Genomic DNA, 18,682 nt, shown 5'->3' with positions numbered 1-18,682 from the left:
ACGTACCCCCGTACCAGTTCCTGTCCGACACCAAGATCGTGATCGGCAAGGATGAAAAAGGAGACGCTTGACCATGGCGGCCGAAAAACAAGTAAAGACGACCGGCCTGCTTGGCTGGATCGACGCACGCTTCCCCGCAACCCAACTTTGGGAAGATCATCTTTCCAAGTACTACGCACCGAAGAACTTCAACTTCTGGTACTTCTTCGGCTCGCTCGCCCTGCTGGTGCTGGTCATCCAGATCGTCACCGGCATCTTCCTGGTGATGAACTACAAGCCGGACGGCACGCTCAACGCCGCCGGCATTCCCGTGGCTTACGCCAGCGTGGAGTACATCATGCGCGAGGTGCCCTGGGGCTGGCTGGTGCGCTACATGCACTCCACCGGCGCTTCGGCCTTCTTCGTGGTGGTGTACCTGCATATGTTCCGTGGCCTGCTGTACGGTTCGTACCGCAAGCCGCGTGAGCTGGTCTGGGTCTTCGGCTGCCTGATCTTCCTGTGCCTGATGGCAGAAGCCTTCATGGGCTACCTGCTGCCCTGGGGCCAGATGTCGTACTGGGGTGCCCAGGTGATCGTGAACCTGTTCTCGGCCATCCCCGTGATCGGCGGCGACCTGTCGCTGTTCATCCGCGGCGACTATGTGGTGAGCGACGCGACCCTGAACCGCTTCTTCTCCTTCCACGTCATCGCCGTGCCGCTGGTGCTGCTGGGCCTGGTGGTCGCGCACATCATCGCGCTGCACGAAGTGGGCTCGAACAACCCGGATGGCGTCGAGATCAAGGCCAAGAAGGACGAGAACGGCGTGCCGCTGGACGGCATCCCCTTCCACCCGTACTACTCGGTGCACGACCTGATGGGCGTGGGCGGCTTCCTGATGATCTTCTCCGCGGTGATCTTCTTCTTCCCGGAGATGGGCGGTTACTTCCTGGAGTCGAACAACTTCGTCCCGGCCGATCCGCTCAAGACCCCGCCGCATATCGCGCCGGTCTGGTACTTCACGCCGTTCTACTCGATGCTGCGCGCCACCACCCCCGCATCAAGGTTGGCGCGCTTGCCATCGCCGTGATCCTGGCCGTGGGCTTCTACTTCATCGACGCCAAGTTCTGGGGCGTGCTGGTGATGGGCGGCTCGGTCGTGATCCTGTTCTTCCTGCCGTGGCTGGACCACTCGCCGGTGAAATCGATCCGCTATCGCCCGTCCTTCCACAAGAGCATTCTTGTCGTGTTCGTGGTGGTGTTCATCGTGCTGGGCTACCTTGGCGTACAGCCGCCGTCGCCGGTGGGTGAAAAGGTGTCGCAGCTGGGAACCCTGCTGTACTTCGCCTTCTTCCTGACCATGCCGCTGTGGAGCCGAGTCGGCCAGTTCAAGCAAGTGCCGGAACGTGTCACGTTCCACCCGCACTGAGCCCGGACTTACCCCGACAAGAGCACAAGGACAAAAGATGAAAAAGCTGCTTTCGATTCTCGCGCTGGCCGGCGCCTGCTTTGCCGCCGCGCCCGCCATGGCCAACGAAGGGGGCTACCCCCTCGAGCCGGCGCCCGTGCAAACCAGCGATCTTTCCTCGCTGCAGCGCGGCGCCAAGCTGTTCGTCAACTACTGCCTGAACTGCCACGGCGCGTCCATGATGCGGTACAACCGCCTCAAGGACATCGGCCTGACCGACGACCAGATCCGCCAGAACCTGCTGTTCTCCGGCGAGAAGGTGGGCGACATGATGACTATCGCCATGCCGCCGAAGGATGCCAAGGCTTTCTTTGGCGCCACGCCGCCGGACCTGTCGGTGATCGCCCGCGCCCGCGGCGACGACTGGCTGTACACCTACCTGCGTACCTTCTACCGTGACGACAACCGCGCCACGGGCTGGAACAACCTGGTGTTCCCGAGCGTCGGCATGCCGCACGTGCTGTGGGAGCTGCAAGGCCAGCGCGCCGCCAAGTTCGTCGAGGTGGAAGAGCACGGCGAGAAGGTGCACAAGTTTGCCGGCTTCGAGCAGCTCACTCCGGGCAAGATGAGCACGCTCGAGTACGACCAGGCCACGAGCGACCTGGTCGGCTTCCTGGACTGGATGGCGGAACCCGCGCAGAACCAGCGCAAGCGCCTGGGCGTCTGGGTGTTGATGTTCCTCGGTGTGTTCACCATCTTCGCCTGGCGCCTGAACGCTTCGTACTGGAAAGACATCAAGTAAAACGCGGTAAAGCCTGGAAGACCCGCGGGTCTGATGGGGGAGAAGGGCTGGGGCGGGTGTTGTGCAGAGCAACCCCGCGCCAGCCCTTTTGCTTTATAGGCTGCAGGCGCAATGCTGGATAAATGTGCGCCAAAGCCGCCTTTAATGCGCGCCGAATGCACTTAAATGTGCTTCAAGCATCTCTAATTTGCTTTCTCTATATCGGTTCTGCCAGAATACCGATCCAGCCAATCGACCCCGCATCAAAGGAATCCAACCATGATGGTGTTGTATTCGGGCACCACCTGCCCGTTCTCCCAACGTTGCCGCCTCGTCCTGTTCGAAAAGGGCATGGATTTCGAGATCCGTGACGTCGACCTGTTCAACAAGCCGGAAGACATTTCGGTCATGAACCCCTACGGCCAGGTGCCCATCCTGGTCGAGCGCGACCTGATCCTGTACGAGTCGAACATCATCAACGAGTACATCGACGAGCGCTTCCCGCACCCGCAGCTGATGCCGGCCGACCCGGTGCAGCGCGCCCGCGCCCGCCTGTTCCTGTTCAACTTCGAAAAGGAACTCTTCACGCACGTCTACGCCCTCGAAAACGAAAAGGGCAAGGCCGCCGAGAAGAACCACGAGCGCGCCCGCTCCGCCATCCGCGACCGTCTGACCCAGCTCGCGCCGATCTTCGTCAAGAACAAGTACATGCTTGGCGAAGAGTTCTCGATGCTCGACGTTGCCATCGCCCCGCTGCTGTGGCGCCTGGACCACTACGGTATCGAACTGTCGAAGAACGCCGCGCCGCTGCTCAAGTACGCCGAACGCATCTTCAGCCGCCCGGCCTACATCGAAGCGCTCACCCCGTCTGAAAAGGTGATGCGCCGCTAAACCGGCTCCGGCCCGAAGCGACAAGCTCGCCTCGGGCCGCCGGACTGCGCCACTGGAAGCACAATGCCTGAAACCTCCACCAAGCCCTACCTGATCCGCGCCATCTACGAGTGGTGCACGGATAACGGCTTCACGCCGTACATCGCCGTCTTCGTCGACGCCAACACCAGCGTGCCGCGCGAGTTCGTCAAGAACAACGAGATCGTGCTTAACGTCAGCTTCGACGCCACCAGCGGCCTGGACATGGGCAACGAGTGGATCGGCTTCAGCGCCCGCTTTGGCGGCATCTCGCGCAAGATCGACGTGCCCATCGAAAACGTGCTCGCCATCTACGCGCGCGAAAACGGCCAGGGCATGGCCTTCCCCGTGGAACGCAGCGTGCCCGAGACCCAGGCAGCAACCGAGCGCGAGAACAACCCGCCGCCCAAGCTGTCCTCGGTGGAAAGCGAGCCGTTGGTCACCGCGGAAGCCAACGAAGACCACAGCGGCGACGACGAACCCACGCCCCCGCCCGTGTCGCGCATTGGCGCCAAGAAACCTTCGCTGAAGGTAGTGAAGTAAGCACAGGAAGGCATCGTCAATTTGCGCCGCATGCAGTAGAATCGCGGTCTGCACCAAACATGCCGGCTTAGCTCATCAGGTAGAGCAGTTGATTTGTAATCATCAGGTGGCGGGTTCGAGTCCTGCAGCCGGCACCAGAATTTAAGAACGGGCTACGCAATTCGCGTAGCCCGTTTTGTTTTTTTGGGCCGGACACCTTTCGCGTTGCCTCGAATACAACGGTTCCTGGGCCYGCCTTGCGCCTGTCATCCAACCCGAATACCTTACCTTGTCGCGAAACCCTGCAAGGTCTACCCACCCCCGCCGACAACCTTACAGAGCCCTGGCTCTCCCGGTTTCGTCACCCCGATCGCAGCAAACCAAAAGGAACACATCCGTGAATCGGAAACTCGCACGCATGGCATGGATGGCCTCGATCGCCTGTCTGTCGGCCTGCGGAGGGGATGGCTCGTCGGCGGAGTCGGATGCTTCCGTCAAGTCCGTGCCGGCGGTGAATGCATCGTCTGCGGCCCTGACGCCGCCGGCGCAAACGCTGGCAGTCTCGCGCTGGGTGCCGACGGCGGCCGATACATGGCAATTGCAGCTGACGGGTACGGTCAACACGAGCTACCCGGCGCAGGTCTTCGACATCGACCTGGTGGATACGCCGCAGGCGACCATCCATGCTCTGAAGGCGCAGGGCAAGCGTGTGGTCTGCTATTTCTCGGCGGGTAGCTCGGAGAACTGGCGGCCGGATTTCAAACAGTTTGCCGCGGCGGATATGGGCAACGCGTTGTCGGGCTGGGCGGGCGAGCGTTGGCTCGATACGCGCTCGGCCAACGTGCGCCAGATCATGCAGGCGCGCATGGATCTGGCGAAGACCAAGGGCTGCGATGGCGTGGACACGGACAACGTGGATGGCTATACCAATCAGCCCGGTTTTCCGCTGACGGAGGCCACGCAGCTGGACTACAACCGCTTCCTGGCGGCGCAGGCACATGCGCGCGGCCTGGCCGTGGGCTTGAAGAATGATGTGGACCAGGTTTCGCAGCTGGCGACTGACTTTGATTTCGCGGTGAACGAGCAGTGCTTCCAATACAACGAGTGCGCGAGCTACAAGCCGTTCACGGCACAGGGCAAGGCGGTATTCAACGTGGAGTACGCGTCGAAATACAAGACCGCATCGACGCGCGCCGCGCTGTGCGCTTCGGCCCAGGCAGCGCACCTTCGTACACTGGTGCTCCCGCTGAACCTGGATGATGCGTTCCGCTACGCTTGCGATTGAGCGGCCACGACGAATAGACGGCGCCGGCCACAGGCCGGCGCCGGTCCCTCCCGGGCGGGGTTCCCCGCCTGAAGCCGTCCCTCCAGCTCACCCGGCTTGTGCCTGCCGCGTATCGCCTCTGTCCTACAGCGCGATTCCAGTCTGCTGACAGCAGCTGCCGGGCGCGCGYCCTATAGTGGACGCAGCAGGGCGCAGCGACGCCTTTAGCAAGCGATCAAGCGTGTTACCGCGGAGAGCCGATCATGCCGGTGCAGCGTCTAACTGTTCTTCTAACTGTCCTGGCGCTTTGCCTGCCGATGGCGGCCGGCCTCACGGCATGCGGCGACACCGCGACCCTGCCAGTGTCCGCCGGTACGGGCTTCAACCCGGCGTTGCCGGCGCCAATCAAGACCTTGCTGCCGACGGTGCGCATTGCGCCCGCCATTGGCTGGGCCGACGGCGCCAAGCCAACGGCAGCGGATGGCCTCGTCGCCGTGGCTTTCGCGGACAAGCTGGACCATCCACGCTGGCTCTACGTACTGCCCAATGGCGACGTGCTGGTCRCCGAGACCAATGCGCCGCCGAAGCCGGAAGATGGCATGGGCATCAGGGGCTGGGTGATGAAGCGGGCGATGAAGCGCGCGGGCGCCGGCGTGCCCAGCGCCAATCGCATCACGCTGCTGCGCGACACCAATGGCTATGGCGTCGCGGACGCGCGCTCCGTATTTCTCAAGGACTTGCATTCGCCTTTCGGCATGGTGCTGGTGGGCAATGATTTCTACGTGGCGGACACCGATGCGGTGCTGCGCTTCCCGTATCAACCGGGGCAGACCGAGATCACCGCGCCCGGCGTGAAGGTGGTGGACCTGCCGGCCGGCGCCTTCAATCACCACTGGACCAAGAACATCATCGCCAGCAAGGACGGCAGCAAGCTCTACGTCACAGTCGGCTCCAACAGCAACGTCGGCGAGAATGGCCTCGACAAGGAAGAGGGGCGGGCCGCCATCTGGGAGGTCGATCCCAAGACCGGCGCGCACCGCGTGTTTGCCAGCGGCCTGCGCAATCCCAACGGCATGGCCTGGGATCCCGACAGTGGCGCGTTATGGACCGCGGTGAACGAGCGCGACGAGATCGGCAGCGATCTCGTGCCGGACTACATCACTTCGGTCAAAGACGGCGCCTTCTACGGCTGGCCCTTCAGCTACTACGGCCAGCATGTAGATGCGCGTGTGAAGCCGCTGCGGCCGGAGATGGTGGCCAAGGCCATTGCGCCCGATTACGCCGTCGGCCCGCATACCGCGTCACTCGGCCTGGCATCGGCGCAAGGCAACGCGCTGCCTTCGCGCTTCAGGAACGGCATGTTCGTCGGCCAGCACGGCTCGTGGAACCGCAATCCGCGCAGCGGCTACAAGGTGATMTTCGTGCCGTTCGCCAACGGCAAGCCGGCCGGCGAGCMGCTCGACGTGCTGACCGGCTTTCTGACGCAGGACGGCGACGCGCAAGGCCGGCCGGTGGGCGTTGCCATCGACAAGCGCGGCGCGTTGCTGGTGGCGGACGATGTTGGCAATGTGGTCTGGCGGGTGGTGGCGAAGTAGCACGGCCGTCCAAGCCGCCGTCACATGATCGCCGGCGGCTTGCCTGCGATCAAGCCAGTTTGTCCAATGCCGCCCGCAGCCGCGCAGAGAAGTGCGATGTCTCGCCATGCGTCATCACCAGCTGGCGTGTGGCGCGCGTCATGGCGACGTAAAGCAGGCGGGCCTCGTCCTCGATGGGTTCTTCTTTCTTGTGCGGCGCGCCGACACCTGGAATGCAGACCAGAGGAAACTCCAGTCCCTTGCTGCTGTGCATGGTCACCACCTTGACGCTGTCCCCACCCGGCGTAAAGCGTTTGGTGATCTGCGGGCATTCGAATGGAACGCCCTTGCGCGCGAGTACGCTGGTGACCTGGCCTGCCGTTTCCCAATGCCGATAGATGATCGCCATCTCCGCCCACGCCGTCCCCGTGCGATTTTCTTCAAGCAGGACCTGCGCAATGCGCTCCGCTTCAGCTTCGATGGTGGGTAGCGCGATCAGTAGCGGTTTTTGTCCGCGCCGGCCCGCCCCGATCGGCTGTACGGTTGGCGCTTCGTCCTCGCCGTTGTCATTCGGCCGTAGCAGGTCGTCGGCGAAGGCGCGCGCCAGCGCCAGGATCTCCTGTGTATTGCGGTAGTTGATCTTCAGGATGGTGGTGCGGCCTTTTGCCTGCACGCCGACGCTGGCGAAGCTGAATTTGCGCTTCTTTGCGCCGCCATAGATGGATTGTGCGTCGTCGTACAGAACGAGCAACGAGTTGCTATCCGGATTGACCATCTGCACGATGAGCTTGAACCATTCCGGCCGGAAGTCGTGACCTTCGTCGATGAGCACCGCATCGTACTGACCACCGGGAATGGCCTTGCGCTCGACACCTTTAATGACCCGCGACACAAAGGACTCGAAGAGTGCGTCGTCGGCCCTGCCCTTGGGCAGATCAATGTTGAATGCCTGCAACTGCCGCGAGCACCAGGCATGGAAGTTGTGCACATGCACTTTGTCTTCAATGCCTTTCTCCGCCATCGTCGCGGATAGCTTGGCCGCCAGCGTCTTGTTGAAGCAGAGCACCAGGATGGGCCGCGTTGCCGCCCTGGCGAGGTATTCGGCCCGGTAGCCGAGTATCAGCGTCTTGCCGGACCCGGCTACACCGTGAATGACGCGATGGCCTTCGCCCAGGCTTCGGGCGAGTTGTTCCTGCTGGAGGTCCATCACCCGGAGGATGTCGGGAATGTCCTGCGGATCGTGTGTGTCTTCCGGGAACAGCGCGCGCTGTTCCGGCATGCGTATCTGCGGGAAAAGATGCCAGCGGATACGGTCGATCTGCGGCAGCGACAGCTTGAACGTGAACTTGACCGGGAACATCTCCCAGAGGCGTTTCTGGAACGCTTCCGGTTCCGCCTCGGGCGCCATCTCATCCTTGCAGATCACCAGGTGCGCGGGCAGTACCTCGCCAAGGTTGGTCTGCTCGAACTGCGCACGCGTGATGTTGGCGAGGACGATGCCTGCGCCATACGGAAAGAATGGCTTGCCCTTGAGCGAACCGGTGGGCCAGACAAGCTGCGGATCCCGCTGCAGCAGGTCCAGCACATAGAACATGAACTGCCGCGCTTGCTCCAGCGGATTCATTTCATGCACCACGCCGCGCTCGGTGATCAAGGCGGCGGTGCGCTGGTCCATGCGCTGGATCGTGCTGAGCTTCCAGTCCTTGACCTCAAGCACCAGCAGGCCCCGGCTAGGGTGGAAGACGATGAAGTCAGGGTGGCGGGTCTTCTCGCCGATGGCGACGTCGTACCAGCACAGATAGTCGTCTTCCAGCTTGGCTTCGAGCCGCTCCGCGAAGCGTCTTTCCCCACCTGTCATGCGCGACGTGACCGAGCCAAGCGCGGGAATCAGCGTTGCCATAGCCTTCTTGTCTTTGTTTGTGGAAAGCTGCGCGCCTTGCTACGTACCGCCGCGGACCCAGTGCGGCCACAAGATGCTGCAGGCATTGATCTGGGCCGATTGTAAATACAATAGAATCGAAAATATAGACTTTCTGCGCGTCTTGGCGTTTTCGGTATTTTGGCGGGGGCGGAAGCGCCGGATTGACGTGCGCGGAATGAGACGGCCGCCAGGCCGCTCGGATCGATCTTCGCCCGGGTCTTCGCCGGCTTGCATCGCCTGGCGACGCAGGCAAAGCCAGCAGGCTGCGCGTGAGGGAGCCTGGCTTAGCCCTGCGCAGGCTCCAGTTCGCGCCACGCCAAAAACAGGCGCGTATCGAACTCCAGCTGGTGGTACGCCGGCTCCATGTATTCGCACAGGCGGTAGAACGCCTTGTTGTGATCGCTTTCCTTCAGGTGAGCGAGCTCGTGCACCACGATCATGCGCAGGAACTCGGGCGGTGCTTCCTTGAACAGCGACGCCACGCGGATTTCCTTCTTGGCCTTGAGCTTGCCGCCTTGCACGCGCGAGATGGCGGTGTGCAGCCCGAGCGCGCGATGGACCACGTCGATCTTGGCGTCGAACGCGACTTTATGGATCGGCGGCGCGGTGCGCAGGAATTCCTGCTTCAGCTCGGCGGTGAAGTCGTACAGCGCGCGGTCGGTCTGTACGGTGTGCCGCGCGGGATATTTCTTCGCCAGGTGCTCGCCCAGGCGATTKGCGGCCACCATCTGGCGCACCTGGTCGAGCACGCCGTCGGGATATGCGGCGAGAAAGCGCAGCGGATCCTTCACGCCGGGGCGCCACGTCTCGCTGGTGGGCGCGGGGGTGCTACGGGTGCTCAATGGTGATGGTGGTGATGGTGGGCCCAGCTGCCRTCGACCGAGCTGACGAAGGACTCCACGGCGTCCTTGTCGCCGGTGGCGTGGCGCACCATTTCACCGCACTTGCAAAAGCCCTGGTACGGCGTGATGTGCGAGCAGGCGGACACCTTCTGCAGGAATAGCGTGACTGGCTTGGTGCACTTCTTGCACTTGAAGGTGAGGGTGCGGGCGGGTTTGCTCATGGGATCGGGCTTGGAGGCGGAGTGGTTCGAATGCGACATTGCCGGGCGCGCGGGCTCACGGCAGGATAACTTCGCATTTTAGCCTGCCATGGCCCCACGCGTCCTGGCTGCCGCCATGCGGCTATTCCGGCTATTCCTTCACCGCGCCCGTCATGCCCGACACGTAGTACTCCACAAAGAACGAGTACACCAGCGCCACCGGCAGCGAACCCAGCAAGGCACCCGCCATCAGCGCGCCCCAGTGGTAGACGTCGCCTTCGATCAGTTCGGTGACGATTCCCACCGGCACCGTCTTCACCTCCGACGAGGAGATGAAGGTCAGCGCGTAGATGAACTCGTTCCACGAGAGCGTGAAGGCAAAGATGCCGGCCGAGATCAGCCCCGGCACGGCCAGCGGCAGGATGATCTTGACCAGGATCTCCCAGCGCGTGGCGCCGTCGATCAGCGCGCATTCTTCCAGCTCGTAGGGAATGGAGCGGAAGTAGCCCATCAGCAGCCAGGTGCAGAACGGGATCAGGAAGGTGGGGTAGGTGAGGATCAGCGCCCAGCGCGTATCGAACAGGCCGAGCTGGAACACGATCGATGCCAGCGGGATGAACAGGATCGAGGGCGGGATCAGGTAGGCCAGGAAGATGGCCAGGCCTACCTGTTTCGCGCCCTGGAAGCGCAGCCGCTCGATGGCATACGCGGCCAGCACGCTGGCGGCCAGCGAGGCAAAGGTGGAGATCGTGGAGACGATCACGGTATTGAGCAGCCACTCCGGGTAGGGGGTGTCGAACAGCAGCTTCTTGAAGTGGGCGAGCGTGGGCGCCATCACCCAGAACGGGTTGGCGCTGCGCATCAGGAGTTCGCCGTCCGGCTTGAAGGCAGTGATCGCCATCCAGTAGAAGGGGAACAGCAGCACGAAGACGAAGATGCCTAGCGGGATGTAGATGGTCACCCAGCGCCGCGGCATCGATTGCAGGTAGTCCATCCCCTGCGCGGTGTCTTGCTGCTCCGCTGCGGCCGTCGCTTTCATTTGTCGCCTCCCTGTTGCCAGCCGCGCCGCTGCAGGCCGAAGTATGAGAACAGGATGGCGGCCAGAAGGAAGGGCACCATCATCGTGGCGATCGCMGCGCCTTCGCCCAGCGAGCCGCCGGGAATCGCGCGCTGGAACGACAGCGTGGCCATCAGGTGCGTGGCGTTGAGCGGGCCGCCGCGCGTGAGCACATAGATCAGCTGGAAGTCGGTGAACGTGAACAGCACCGAGAAGGTCATCACCACCGCGATGATCGGCGTCAGCAGCGGCAGCGTGACATAGCGGAACTGCTGCCATGGCGTCACGCCGTCGATKGATGCGGCCTCGTACAACGTGGGCGAGATCGTCTGCAAGCCAGCCAGCAGCGAGATGGCGACAAAGGGAATGCCGCGCCAGACATTGGCCGCGATGGTAGACAAGCGCGCCAGCCATGGGTCGCCCAGGAAGTCGATATAGCGATCGATCAGCCCTAGCTTGACCAGCGTCCAGCTGATGATGGAGAACTGCGCGTCGTAGATCCACCAGAATGCCAGTGCCGACAGCGCGGTCGGCACGATCCATGGCAGCAGCACAATGGCGCGGAAGAAGGATTTGAACGGCAGGTTCTTGTTGAGCAGCAGCGCCAGCCACAGGCCCAGCGCGAATTTCACCACGCTGGCCACCACGGTGTAGAAGATCGTATTGAACAGTGCCAGCTGCGTCAGCGAGTCGCCCGCCAGGTAGCTGTAGTTGGACAGCCCGATCCATTCGCCGGTGCCGCCGATCTTGGTGTTGGTGAAGCCGAGCCATACGCCGAGGCCKAGCGGGTACGTCAGGAAAACCAGCAGCAAGAGCGCGGTGGGCAGCATGAACAGCAGCCCCAGCGCATGGCGGTTGTTCAACAGGCGGGAAATCATGGTTCACCTCGCATGGCGCACCTCGCAGGGTTCGGCTCGGCGGGCGCGGCGGTGCCGCCGCGCCCTCATCTCGCTTCAGGCGTTGGCCATTAGTTGGCCATTAGTTGGCCATTAATTGGCCACTACGTCTTGTAGTACCGCTGCGCCCGCTCCGCCGCGCGCGCCGCCGCTTCCTTCGGTGTCTTGGAGCCGCTGGCCGCTTCGGCCACCATGTCGACCACGATGTAGTCCGCCATGGCCGCGGCGGAGGCCGTGCCCAGCGGCCCGGCGTGGCCGTTGTCGAGCATCAGCGCGGCGGAGTCGCGATACACKGTGTGCTTGGGGTCGGCCGTCCAGATCGGGTTGGCCTCATAGGCCTTGAGCGGCTGGCTGACGTAACCGATGGCGGCTTCCATCCACGGGTTGTACTGCTCCGGCTCCATCATGAACTGCAGGTAGGCCTTGGCCGCATTCGGGAACTTGGAATACCTGAACAGCATCATCTGCGTGATCTGCATCAGCTCGGTGGGCCTGCCGGGCGTGCCGATGGGGAAGTGCGCGTGCTGGATGTCGCGCGCCATTTCCTGCAGCTTGGGCTCCTTCGAATTCTTGGCCGCGTAGTAGACCGAGATGCCGTTGGCAGTCAGGCTGATCTGGCCGTCGAGGAAGGCCTTGTTGTTGGACGGGTCCTGCCACGACAGCGTGCCGGGCACGAAGGTKGCGTAGAGCTGTTTGGCATATTCCAGCGCGGCCCACGTCTCGGGCGAGTTGACCACCACCTTGCCCTTGGTGTCGACCAGCATGCCGCCGTGCGACCACAGCAGCCAGTGTGCCCAGTTGTTGCCGTCGCCCACGGCCTTGCCGAGCGCGAATCCGCAGGGCGTGTTCTTGGCCTTGAGGCCCTGGCACAGCTTGAGGAAGCCGGCAAGGTCCTTGGGGATGGTGTCGAAGCCAGCGGCTTTGACGTGGCTTTCGCGATAGACCAGCGCATTGCCGACCACGCCCAGCGGCAGGCCGATCCACTTGCCGTTGTGCGTGCCGTACTTGCGGCACACGTCGTACCAGCCGCCGTATTTGCTGCCCAGGTAGGTGGCCAGGTCGGTCAGGTCGACCAGCTTGTCGGGGTACTGCTGCGGGTCATCGAACCAGCCAACGATGACGTCCGGCCCGCTGCCGACGCTGGCCGCGACGGCGGCCTTGGGCCGCACGTCTTCCCAGCCTTCGTTGTCGACGCGTACCTCGACGCCGGTCAGCTCGGTGAACTTCTTCGTGTTGGCGTTCCACAGGTCCTCGTCGCCCTGCACGAAACGCTTCCAGCGCAGCACGCGCAGCTTGGCGCCGGCCTCCGGCTTGTACTGCAGTGCAGCCGGCGCGGCGAAGGCATGGCCGCCGATCGCCGTGGTGGCGGCAACGGCCGCCGTGGACACCAGGAAATCGCGTCTCGTGAAGTTGCTCGGTGTGCTCATCGCTTTGTCTCCTCCGTGGTCAGGGGCTCCGCCCCGTGCTGGTCATGCCTGCTTCCCGGATCGTCCGCCGGTGCCGCCGGGCCGCGCTGCAATAGCGTCTGGCCCGAGTCGGCATCGAACAGATGCGTGTGCTGGTGGTCGGGCACCAGGTTCAGGATGTCGCCCGCGGCGAAGTCATGGCGCTCGCGGAAGATCGAGATGAACTCCGCCTCGCAGAAGCGGGAATAGATCTCGGTGTTGGCGCCGGTGGGCTCGACCACTGACACGCGCGTTTGCAGGCCCTGGCCCGGCGTGCCCAGGATCAGGTGCTCGGGCCGCACGCCGTAGATCACGCGCTGGCCGTCGGTGCCGGCAGCGGCATCGAAGCGCGCAGGCGCCGGCAGGCGCGTGCCATCTGGAAACTCGACTGCGGGATCGCCGCCGCTGCGGCGCAGCACGCCGGGCAGGAAGTTCATCGCCGGGGAGCCGATAAAGCCAGCCACGAAGAGGTTGTCGGGATGGTCGTAAAGCTCCAGCGGCTTGCCGCGCTGCTCCACGCGGCCGTCGCGCATCACCACGATCAGGTCGCCCATGGTCATGGCCTCGATCTGGTCGTGCGTGACATAGACCGAGGTGGTGCGCAGGCGCTGGTGCAGTTCCTTGATCTCCGCGCGCATCTGCACGCGCAGCTTGGCGTCCAGGTTGGAGAGCGGCTCGTCGAACAGGAACACCTGCGGATCGCGCACGATGGCGCGGCCCATGGCCACGCGCTGGCGCTGGCCGCCCGAGAGCTGGCGCGGGTAGCGTTCCAGCAAACTGTCCAGGCCGAGGATGGCGGATGCCTTGGCCACTTTGCGCCGGATCTCGTCCTTGTCGCCCTTGGCGAGCTTGAGCGAGAAGGCCATGTTGTCGTAGACCGTCATATGCGGGTATAGCGCATAGTTCTGGAACACCATGSCGATRTCGCGCTCCTTTGGCGGCAGGCGGTTGACCACGCGGTTACCGATGGCGATCTCGCCGGTGGTGATCTCCTCCAGTCCGGCGATCATGCGCAGCAGCGTGGACTTGCCGCAGCCCGATGGCCCCACCAGCACGGTGAACTGGCCATCGGCAATATCGATGTCCACGCCGCGGATGACCTGCGTGCTGCCGAAGTATTTCTGGATGCCGCGAATCTGGACCGATGCCATGCGTGGTGTCTCCGTGAGCCGCTTATGCCCGTTCGTGCCGGGGGCGGCAGTTCGTCGCGATTGGATTGCCGTAGTGATTCGTGGGTCGGCAGCGTGTCTCAGTGGTTGTCCTTGGGCACCGCGGCGCCGCTCTTGCCCACCAGGAAATCCATGTCGGCGCCCAGGTTGGCCTGCTGCACATGCTCGACATACAGGCGCGTCCAGCCGCGTTCCATCGGCAGCGCGGGCGCCTGCCACGCGGCGCGGCGGCGCTGCAGCTCCGCCTCATCGACATGCAGGTGCAGCTTGCGCGCGGCCACGTCGAGCTCCACCATGTCGCCGTCCTTCACCAGTGCCAGCGGGCCGCCGGCCGCTGCCTCGGGCGCCACATGCAACACCACCGTGCCGTAGGCCGTGCMGCTCATGCGTGCATCCGATACACGGACCATGTCGGTGATGCCCTTGCGCAGCACCTTGGGCGGCAGCGGCATATTGCCGGCTTCGGCCATGCCGGGGTAGCCGCGCGGGCCGCAGTTCTTCAGCACCAGCACGCAGGTCTCGTCGACGTCGAGCGATTCATCGTCGAGCCGCTTGTGCATGTGCTCGCTGTTCTCGARTACCACGGCGCGGCCGGTGTGCTTGAGCAGTGCCGGCGTGGCGGCCGACGGCTTGATCACCGCGCCATCGGGGCACAGGTTGCCGCGCAGCACAGCGATGCCGGCGTTGGCCTTGAAGGGCGCGCCGAAGGCGTGGATGACTTCGCGGTTCCAGTTGGGCGCGTCCTTGCAGTTGTCCCACAACGTCTTGCCGTTGACGGTGAGCGTGTCGCGCGCAAGCACCGATTCCAGCTCGCGGATCACCGCGGGCAGGCCGCCCGCGTAGTAGAAGTCTTCCATCAGGTGGCGCCCGGATGGCTGCAGGTCGAGCAGGCACGGCAGCTCGTGGCCCAGCGCATCCCAGTCTTGCAGCTTGAGCTCGACGCCGATGCGCCCGGCGATGGCCAGCAGGTGGATCACGGCATTGGTCGAGCCGCCGATGGCCGCGTTGACGCGGATGGCGTTCTCGAACGCATCGCGGGTCAGGATCTTCGACATCACCAAGTTGTCCTTCACCATCTCCACGATGCGGCGCCCCGACGCGCGTGCCAGCACATTGCGGCGGCCATCCACGGCGGGAATCGCCGCGTTGCCGGGCAAGCTCATGCCCAGCGCTTCCACCATGCTGGCCATGGTCGACGCGGTGCCCATCGTCATGCAGTGGCCGTGCGAGCGGTGCATGCAGCTCTCGGCCTCGAAGAAGTCCTCCTGCGACATCTGGCCGGCCCGCACTTCCTCCGACATCTTCCACACATCGGTGCCGGAGCCCAGTTCGCCGCCGCGGAACTTGCCGCTCAGCATGGGGCCGCCGGAGACGCCGATGGTGGGCAGGTCGCACGAGGCCGCGCCCATCATCAGCGCGGGCGTGGTCTTGTCGCAGCCCATCAGCAGCACCACGCCATCGATCGGGTTGCCGCGAATCGATTCTTCCACGTCCATGCTGGCCAGGTTCCGGAACAGCATGGCGGTGGGGCGCAGCATGGTCTCGCCCAGCGACATCACCGGGAATTCAAGCGGGAAGCCGCCGGCTTCCCACACGCCGATCTTGACCTGTTCGGCCAGTGTGCGGAAATGCGAGTTGCAGGGTGTGAGTTCGGAGTAGGTGTTGCAGATGCCGATGACCGGACGGCCATCGAACTGGTCGTGAGGAATGCCGCGGTTCTTGAGCCACGAGCGATAGATGAAGCCATCGCGGTCGAGGCGGCCAAACCAGGCCTGGCTGCGACGCGTGAGGGGCGTCGGCTTGTCGTCGTTCAYTCGGGTCTCCTGCGTCATTGCGGGGGCCGCGTAGCGACGGCTGGCGCGTAAGCGCTACGTGTGCTGATGCCCGCTTTCTTGTGCGCTGCAGATACGGATGCCCACGACCGATTGCACTGCCTTGCCGCATGCATGCCGAGTGAGCGGAGTCTAGTTCACGAGTCCGGACAGGTAAACTGGTATTACCAATTAGTGGTCTTTACCGATGCCGCCGGGCATGCTGCAGCGCGCGATGAATCCGCCTGGACATTCGCTGGCGCGCTGCCTAGACTCCAGCCGGCTGGACAAATGGTCAATCCAATTTCGCCAGACGCTCGCTCGGGCTGCACATGMCTATCCATTCGATCGAACCGCAACGCCTGTACCGCCAGATCAGCGCACAGTTGCGCACGCTGATCCAGGCCGGCGAATTTCCGGCGGGCTCGCGCCTGCCAGCGGAGCGGGATTTGTCGGTGCAGCTCGGCGTGAGCCGCCCATCGCTGCGCGAGGCGTTGATCGCGCTCGAGGTTGAGGGCTATATCGAAGTGCGCATGGGCTCCGGCATCTATGTGTGCGAGCCGCCGTCATCCGTCGACGCGGGCTTCGACCTGTCCGGCGAGGAAGGGCCGCTCGAGCTGATCCGCGCACGAGCCCTGGTGGAAGGCGAGGTCGCCGCGCTGGCGGCCCGGAGCGGGCGCAAGGCCCAGTTCGATGCGATCGAGGAGGCCATCGCGCAGATGGCCGCCGAAGCCGCCGCCGGCATCAAGCCGCTCGATGCGGACCGCTTGTTCCATGTGCGGGTGGCGCAAGCCACCGGCAACAGCGTGCTGGTGGGCGTGGTGCGCCGGCTCTTCGACTTGCGCCTCGGGCCGCTGTTCGATCAGCTGAACAGCCACTTCGAGACGCCGGAGGTCTGGGCCCAGGCCATCGCCGAGCATCGCGAAGTCCTGGCGGCACTGCGCCGCAAGGATCCGGAGCTGGCGCGCGTGGTCATGCAGCGGCATACGGACATCGCTTACCGCCGCCTGACCTCCAGCCTGACCCGTGCGCGCAAGCGCGCAGCCGTCACGCCGGGCGCCGTGCCACGCGCCAGGAAGGCGTGCTGACGGGCCTTGTGCTGACCGGCTTTGCTACACTTGGCCGATTCCCCCCAATTTCACCCGGATCCGCATGGCACAGTACGTTTTCACCATGAACCGCGTGGGCAAGATCGTCCCGCCCAAGCGTCACATTCTCAAGGACATTTCCCTGTCCTTCTTCCCGGGCGCCAAGATCGGCGTGCTGGGCCTGAACGGCTCGGGCAAGTCGACCGTCCTGAAGATCATGGCGGGCCTCGACAAGGAAATCGAGGGCGAAGCCACGCCCATGCCCAACCTGAACATTGGCTACCTGCCGCAGGAGCCGCAGCTCGATCCCGAGCAAACCGTGCGCGAGTCGGTGGAAGCCGCGMTGGGCGGCGTGTTCGAAGCCCGCAAGAAGCTCGACGAGATCTATGCGGCCTATGCCGAGCCGGACGCGGATTTCGACGCGCTGGCCGCGGAGCAGGCCAAGTACGAAGCCATCCTGGCGGCCAGCGACGGCAACAACGCCGAGCTGCAGCTGGAGATCGCGGCTGATGCGCTGCGCCTGCCGGCCTGGGACGCCAAGGTGGGCAACCTGTCGGGTGGCGAGAAGCGCCGCGTGGCACTGTGCCGCCTGCTGCTGTCGCGCCCCGACATGCTGCTGCTCGACGAACCCACCAACCACCTGGATGCGGAATCGGTGGAATGGCTGGAGCAGTTCCTCACGCGCTTCCCCGGCACCGTGGTGGCGGTGACCCACGATCGCTACTTCCTCGACAACGCGGCCGAGTGGATCCTGGAACTGGACCGTGGCCACGGCATTCCCTGGAAGGGCAACTACAGCTCCTGGCTGGATCAGAAAGAAGCCCGCCTGAAGCAGGAAGAGTCGAGCGAGTCGGCCCGCCAGAAGGCGTTGCACAAGGAACTGGAATGGGTGCGGCAGAACCCCAAGGGGCGTCAGGCCAAGTCCAAGGCACGTCTCGCGCGCTTTGACGAACTGAATAGCCAGGAATACCAGAAGCGCAACGAAACCCAGGAAATCTTCATCCCCGCGGGTGAGCGCCTGGGCAACGAGGTGATCGAGTTCAACGGCGTGAGCAAGGCCTATGGCGACCGCCTGCTGATCGACGACCTCAGCTTCAAGGTGCCGCCCGGCGCCATCGTCGGCATCATAGGCCCCAACGGCGCCGGCAAGTCGACCTTCTTCCGCATGCTCACCGGCAAGGAACAGCCGGACAGCGGCGAGATCAAGGTCGGCCCGACCGTGAAGATGGCCTACGTGGACCAGAGCCGCGATGCGCTCGACGGCAGCAAGACCGTGTTCGAAGAGATCTCCGGCGGCGCCGACGTGCTGACGGTCGGCCGCTACGAAACGCCGTCGCGTGCTTACATCGGCCGCTTCAACTTCAAGGGCTCGGACCAGCAGAAGCACGTGGGCACGCTCTCGGGCGGCGAGCGCGGACGCCTGCACCTGGCCAAGACGTTGATCTCCGGCGGCAATGTGCTGCTGCTCGATGAACCGTCCAATGACCTCGACGTGGAAACGCTGCGCGCGCTGGAAGACGCGCTGCTGGAGTTCGCCGGTTGCGTGATGGTGATCTCCCACGATCGCTGGTTCCTGGACCGGATCGCCACCCACATCCTGGCCTTCGAAGGCGAGTCGCATGTGGAATTCTTCCCCGGCAATTACCAGGAATATGAGGCGGACAAGAAGCGGCGCCTGGGTGAGGAGGGGGCTAAGCCTAAGCGGATTCGCTATAAGCCTATTGTTCGGTAAGGGGAGAGAGGGGGCGGTTGTGGTCTTTGAACTGCAACTGCAACTTCAGCTGCAACTGCTTAACGTCAAGGGCAACTGCAGTTTCACC

The 18,682-nt window shown here is 63.9% G+C and carries 15 protein-coding genes, 1 tRNA gene and 1 pseudogene; 9 read left to right on the top strand and 8 right to left on the bottom strand.

Translation table 11 applies throughout. The annotated features are described in order from the left end of the window. Positions 1-73: 73 nt before the first annotated feature. The 7 genes and pseudogenes from AC1DS3_RS21225 to AC1DS3_RS21195 all read left to right on the top strand — a co-directional run bounded on the left by AC1DS3_RS21225 (position 74) and on the right by AC1DS3_RS21195 (position 6,454). Positions 74-1,404 (top strand): annotated as a pseudogene (locus tag AC1DS3_RS21225) (cytochrome b). Positions 1,405-1,441: 37 nt separating this feature from the next. Beyond that, entirely contained in the window at positions 1,442-2,185 is a 744-nt protein-coding gene (locus AC1DS3_RS21220; protein ID WP_441637815.1) for a cytochrome c1, read from the top strand. Between the two features lie 258 nt (positions 2,186-2,443). Then, positions 2,444-3,055 carry a glutathione S-transferase N-terminal domain-containing protein gene (locus AC1DS3_RS21215; RefSeq protein ID WP_006159674.1) on the top strand — a complete coding sequence of 204 codons (612 nt, stop codon included), beginning with the start codon at positions 2,444-2,446 and terminating at the stop codon, positions 3,053-3,055. A 63-nt stretch (positions 3,056-3,118) separates the two neighbouring features. Beyond that, a complete protein-coding gene (locus AC1DS3_RS21210) occupies positions 3,119-3,616 on the top strand; it encodes a ClpXP protease specificity-enhancing factor (RefSeq protein WP_441637812.1) in 498 nt (165 codons plus the stop codon). Positions 3,617-3,677: 61 nt separating this feature from the next. Then, positions 3,678-3,753: transfer RNA gene (locus AC1DS3_RS21205), tRNA-Thr, on the top strand. Between the two features lie 269 nt (positions 3,754-4,022). Continuing rightward, a complete protein-coding gene (locus AC1DS3_RS21200) occupies positions 4,023-4,880 on the top strand; it encodes an endo alpha-1,4 polygalactosaminidase (protein ID WP_441637934.1) in 858 nt (285 codons plus the stop codon). A 242-nt stretch (positions 4,881-5,122) separates the two neighbouring features. Continuing rightward, positions 5,123-6,454 (top strand): PQQ-dependent sugar dehydrogenase, encoded by a 1,332-nt coding sequence (locus AC1DS3_RS21195; protein ID WP_477127886.1) that lies wholly within the window; start codon positions 5,123-5,125, stop codon positions 6,452-6,454. A gap of 49 nt (positions 6,455-6,503) precedes the next feature. Here AC1DS3_RS21195 and AC1DS3_RS21190 read toward each other — a convergent pair whose 3' ends face one another. The 8 genes from AC1DS3_RS21190 to AC1DS3_RS21155 all read right to left on the bottom strand — a co-directional run bounded on the left by AC1DS3_RS21190 (position 6,504) and on the right by AC1DS3_RS21155 (position 15,795). Then, positions 6,504-8,333 (bottom strand): DEAD/DEAH box helicase, encoded by a 1,830-nt coding sequence (locus AC1DS3_RS21190; RefSeq protein WP_441637808.1) that lies wholly within the window; start codon positions 8,331-8,333, stop codon positions 6,504-6,506. A 305-nt stretch (positions 8,334-8,638) separates the two neighbouring features. Continuing rightward, entirely contained in the window at positions 8,639-9,133 is a 495-nt protein-coding gene (locus AC1DS3_RS21185) for a M48 metallopeptidase family protein (RefSeq protein ID WP_043352367.1), read from the bottom strand. 59 nt (positions 9,134-9,192) lie between these two features. Further along, positions 9,193-9,417 carry a hypothetical protein gene (locus AC1DS3_RS21180; RefSeq protein WP_043350086.1) on the bottom strand — a complete coding sequence of 75 codons (225 nt, stop codon included), beginning with the start codon at positions 9,415-9,417 and terminating at the stop codon, positions 9,193-9,195. A 130-nt stretch (positions 9,418-9,547) separates the two neighbouring features. Next, complete coding sequence (locus AC1DS3_RS21175; RefSeq protein WP_441637806.1) at positions 9,548-10,435, bottom strand: carbohydrate ABC transporter permease; 888 nt, start codon at positions 10,433-10,435, stop codon at positions 9,548-9,550. Beyond that, positions 10,432-11,331 carry a carbohydrate ABC transporter permease gene (locus AC1DS3_RS21170; protein WP_441637804.1) on the bottom strand — a complete coding sequence of 300 codons (900 nt, stop codon included), beginning with the start codon at positions 11,329-11,331 and terminating at the stop codon, positions 10,432-10,434. Before AC1DS3_RS21170 ends, AC1DS3_RS21175 begins: the two co-directional genes overlap by 4 nt. A 122-nt stretch (positions 11,332-11,453) precedes the next feature. After that, positions 11,454-12,776 carry an ABC transporter substrate-binding protein gene (locus AC1DS3_RS21165; RefSeq protein ID WP_441637802.1) on the bottom strand — a complete coding sequence of 441 codons (1,323 nt, stop codon included), beginning with the start codon at positions 12,774-12,776 and terminating at the stop codon, positions 11,454-11,456. Further along, a complete protein-coding gene (locus AC1DS3_RS21160; protein ID WP_477127885.1) occupies positions 12,773-13,945 on the bottom strand; it encodes an ABC transporter ATP-binding protein in 1,173 nt (390 codons plus the stop codon). The genes AC1DS3_RS21165 and AC1DS3_RS21160 overlap by 4 nt, the downstream gene beginning before the upstream one ends. Before the next feature lie 98 nt (positions 13,946-14,043). Continuing rightward, complete coding sequence (locus tag AC1DS3_RS21155) at positions 14,044-15,795, bottom strand: IlvD/Edd family dehydratase (RefSeq protein ID WP_477127884.1); 1,752 nt, start codon at positions 15,793-15,795, stop codon at positions 14,044-14,046. A 311-nt stretch (positions 15,796-16,106) separates the two neighbouring features. On the opposite strand from AC1DS3_RS21155, the gene AC1DS3_RS21150 reads away from it, so the two are divergent. Both AC1DS3_RS21150 and ettA read left to right on the top strand, forming a co-directional pair. Further along, on the top strand, positions 16,107-16,862 hold the full coding sequence (locus AC1DS3_RS21150) for a FadR/GntR family transcriptional regulator (RefSeq protein WP_477127883.1): 756 nt from the start codon (positions 16,107-16,109) through the stop codon (positions 16,860-16,862). A 64-nt stretch (positions 16,863-16,926) separates the two neighbouring features. Next, positions 16,927-18,594, top strand: coding sequence for an energy-dependent translational throttle protein EttA (gene ettA, locus AC1DS3_RS21145; RefSeq protein WP_477127882.1), 1,668 nt, complete (start codon positions 16,927-16,929; stop codon positions 18,592-18,594). The last annotated feature ends 88 nt before the right edge of the window (positions 18,595-18,682 follow it).

It is taken from the genome of Cupriavidus sp. 01L46 (genome assembly GCF_056399905.1).
The sequence above is the reverse complement of the archived record's forward strand: the minus strand, read 5'-3'. Positions and strand labels throughout refer to the sequence as shown.

What these genes read in the sequence shown, in the direction of transcription:
- AC1DS3_RS21220 (WP_441637815.1), top strand. Translation starts at nt 1,442, where the DNA reads ATGAAAAAGCTGCTTTCGATTCTCGCGCTGGCCGGCGCCTGCTTTGCC.
- AC1DS3_RS21215 (WP_006159674.1), top strand. Translation starts at nt 2,444, where the DNA reads ATGATGGTGTTGTATTCGGGCACCACCTGCCCGTTCTCCCAACGTTGC.
- AC1DS3_RS21210 (WP_441637812.1), top strand. Translation starts at nt 3,119, where the DNA reads ATGCCTGAAACCTCCACCAAGCCCTACCTGATCCGCGCCATCTACGAG.
- AC1DS3_RS21200 (WP_441637934.1), top strand. Translation starts at nt 4,023, where the DNA reads ATGGCCTCGATCGCCTGTCTGTCGGCCTGCGGAGGGGATGGCTCGTCG.
- AC1DS3_RS21190 (WP_441637808.1), bottom strand. Translation starts at nt 8,333, where the DNA reads ATGGCAACGCTGATTCCCGCGCTTGGCTCGGTCACGTCGCGCATGACA.
- AC1DS3_RS21175 (WP_441637806.1), bottom strand. Translation starts at nt 10,435, where the DNA reads ATGAAAGCGACGGCCGCAGCGGAGCAGCAAGACACCGCGCAGGGGATG.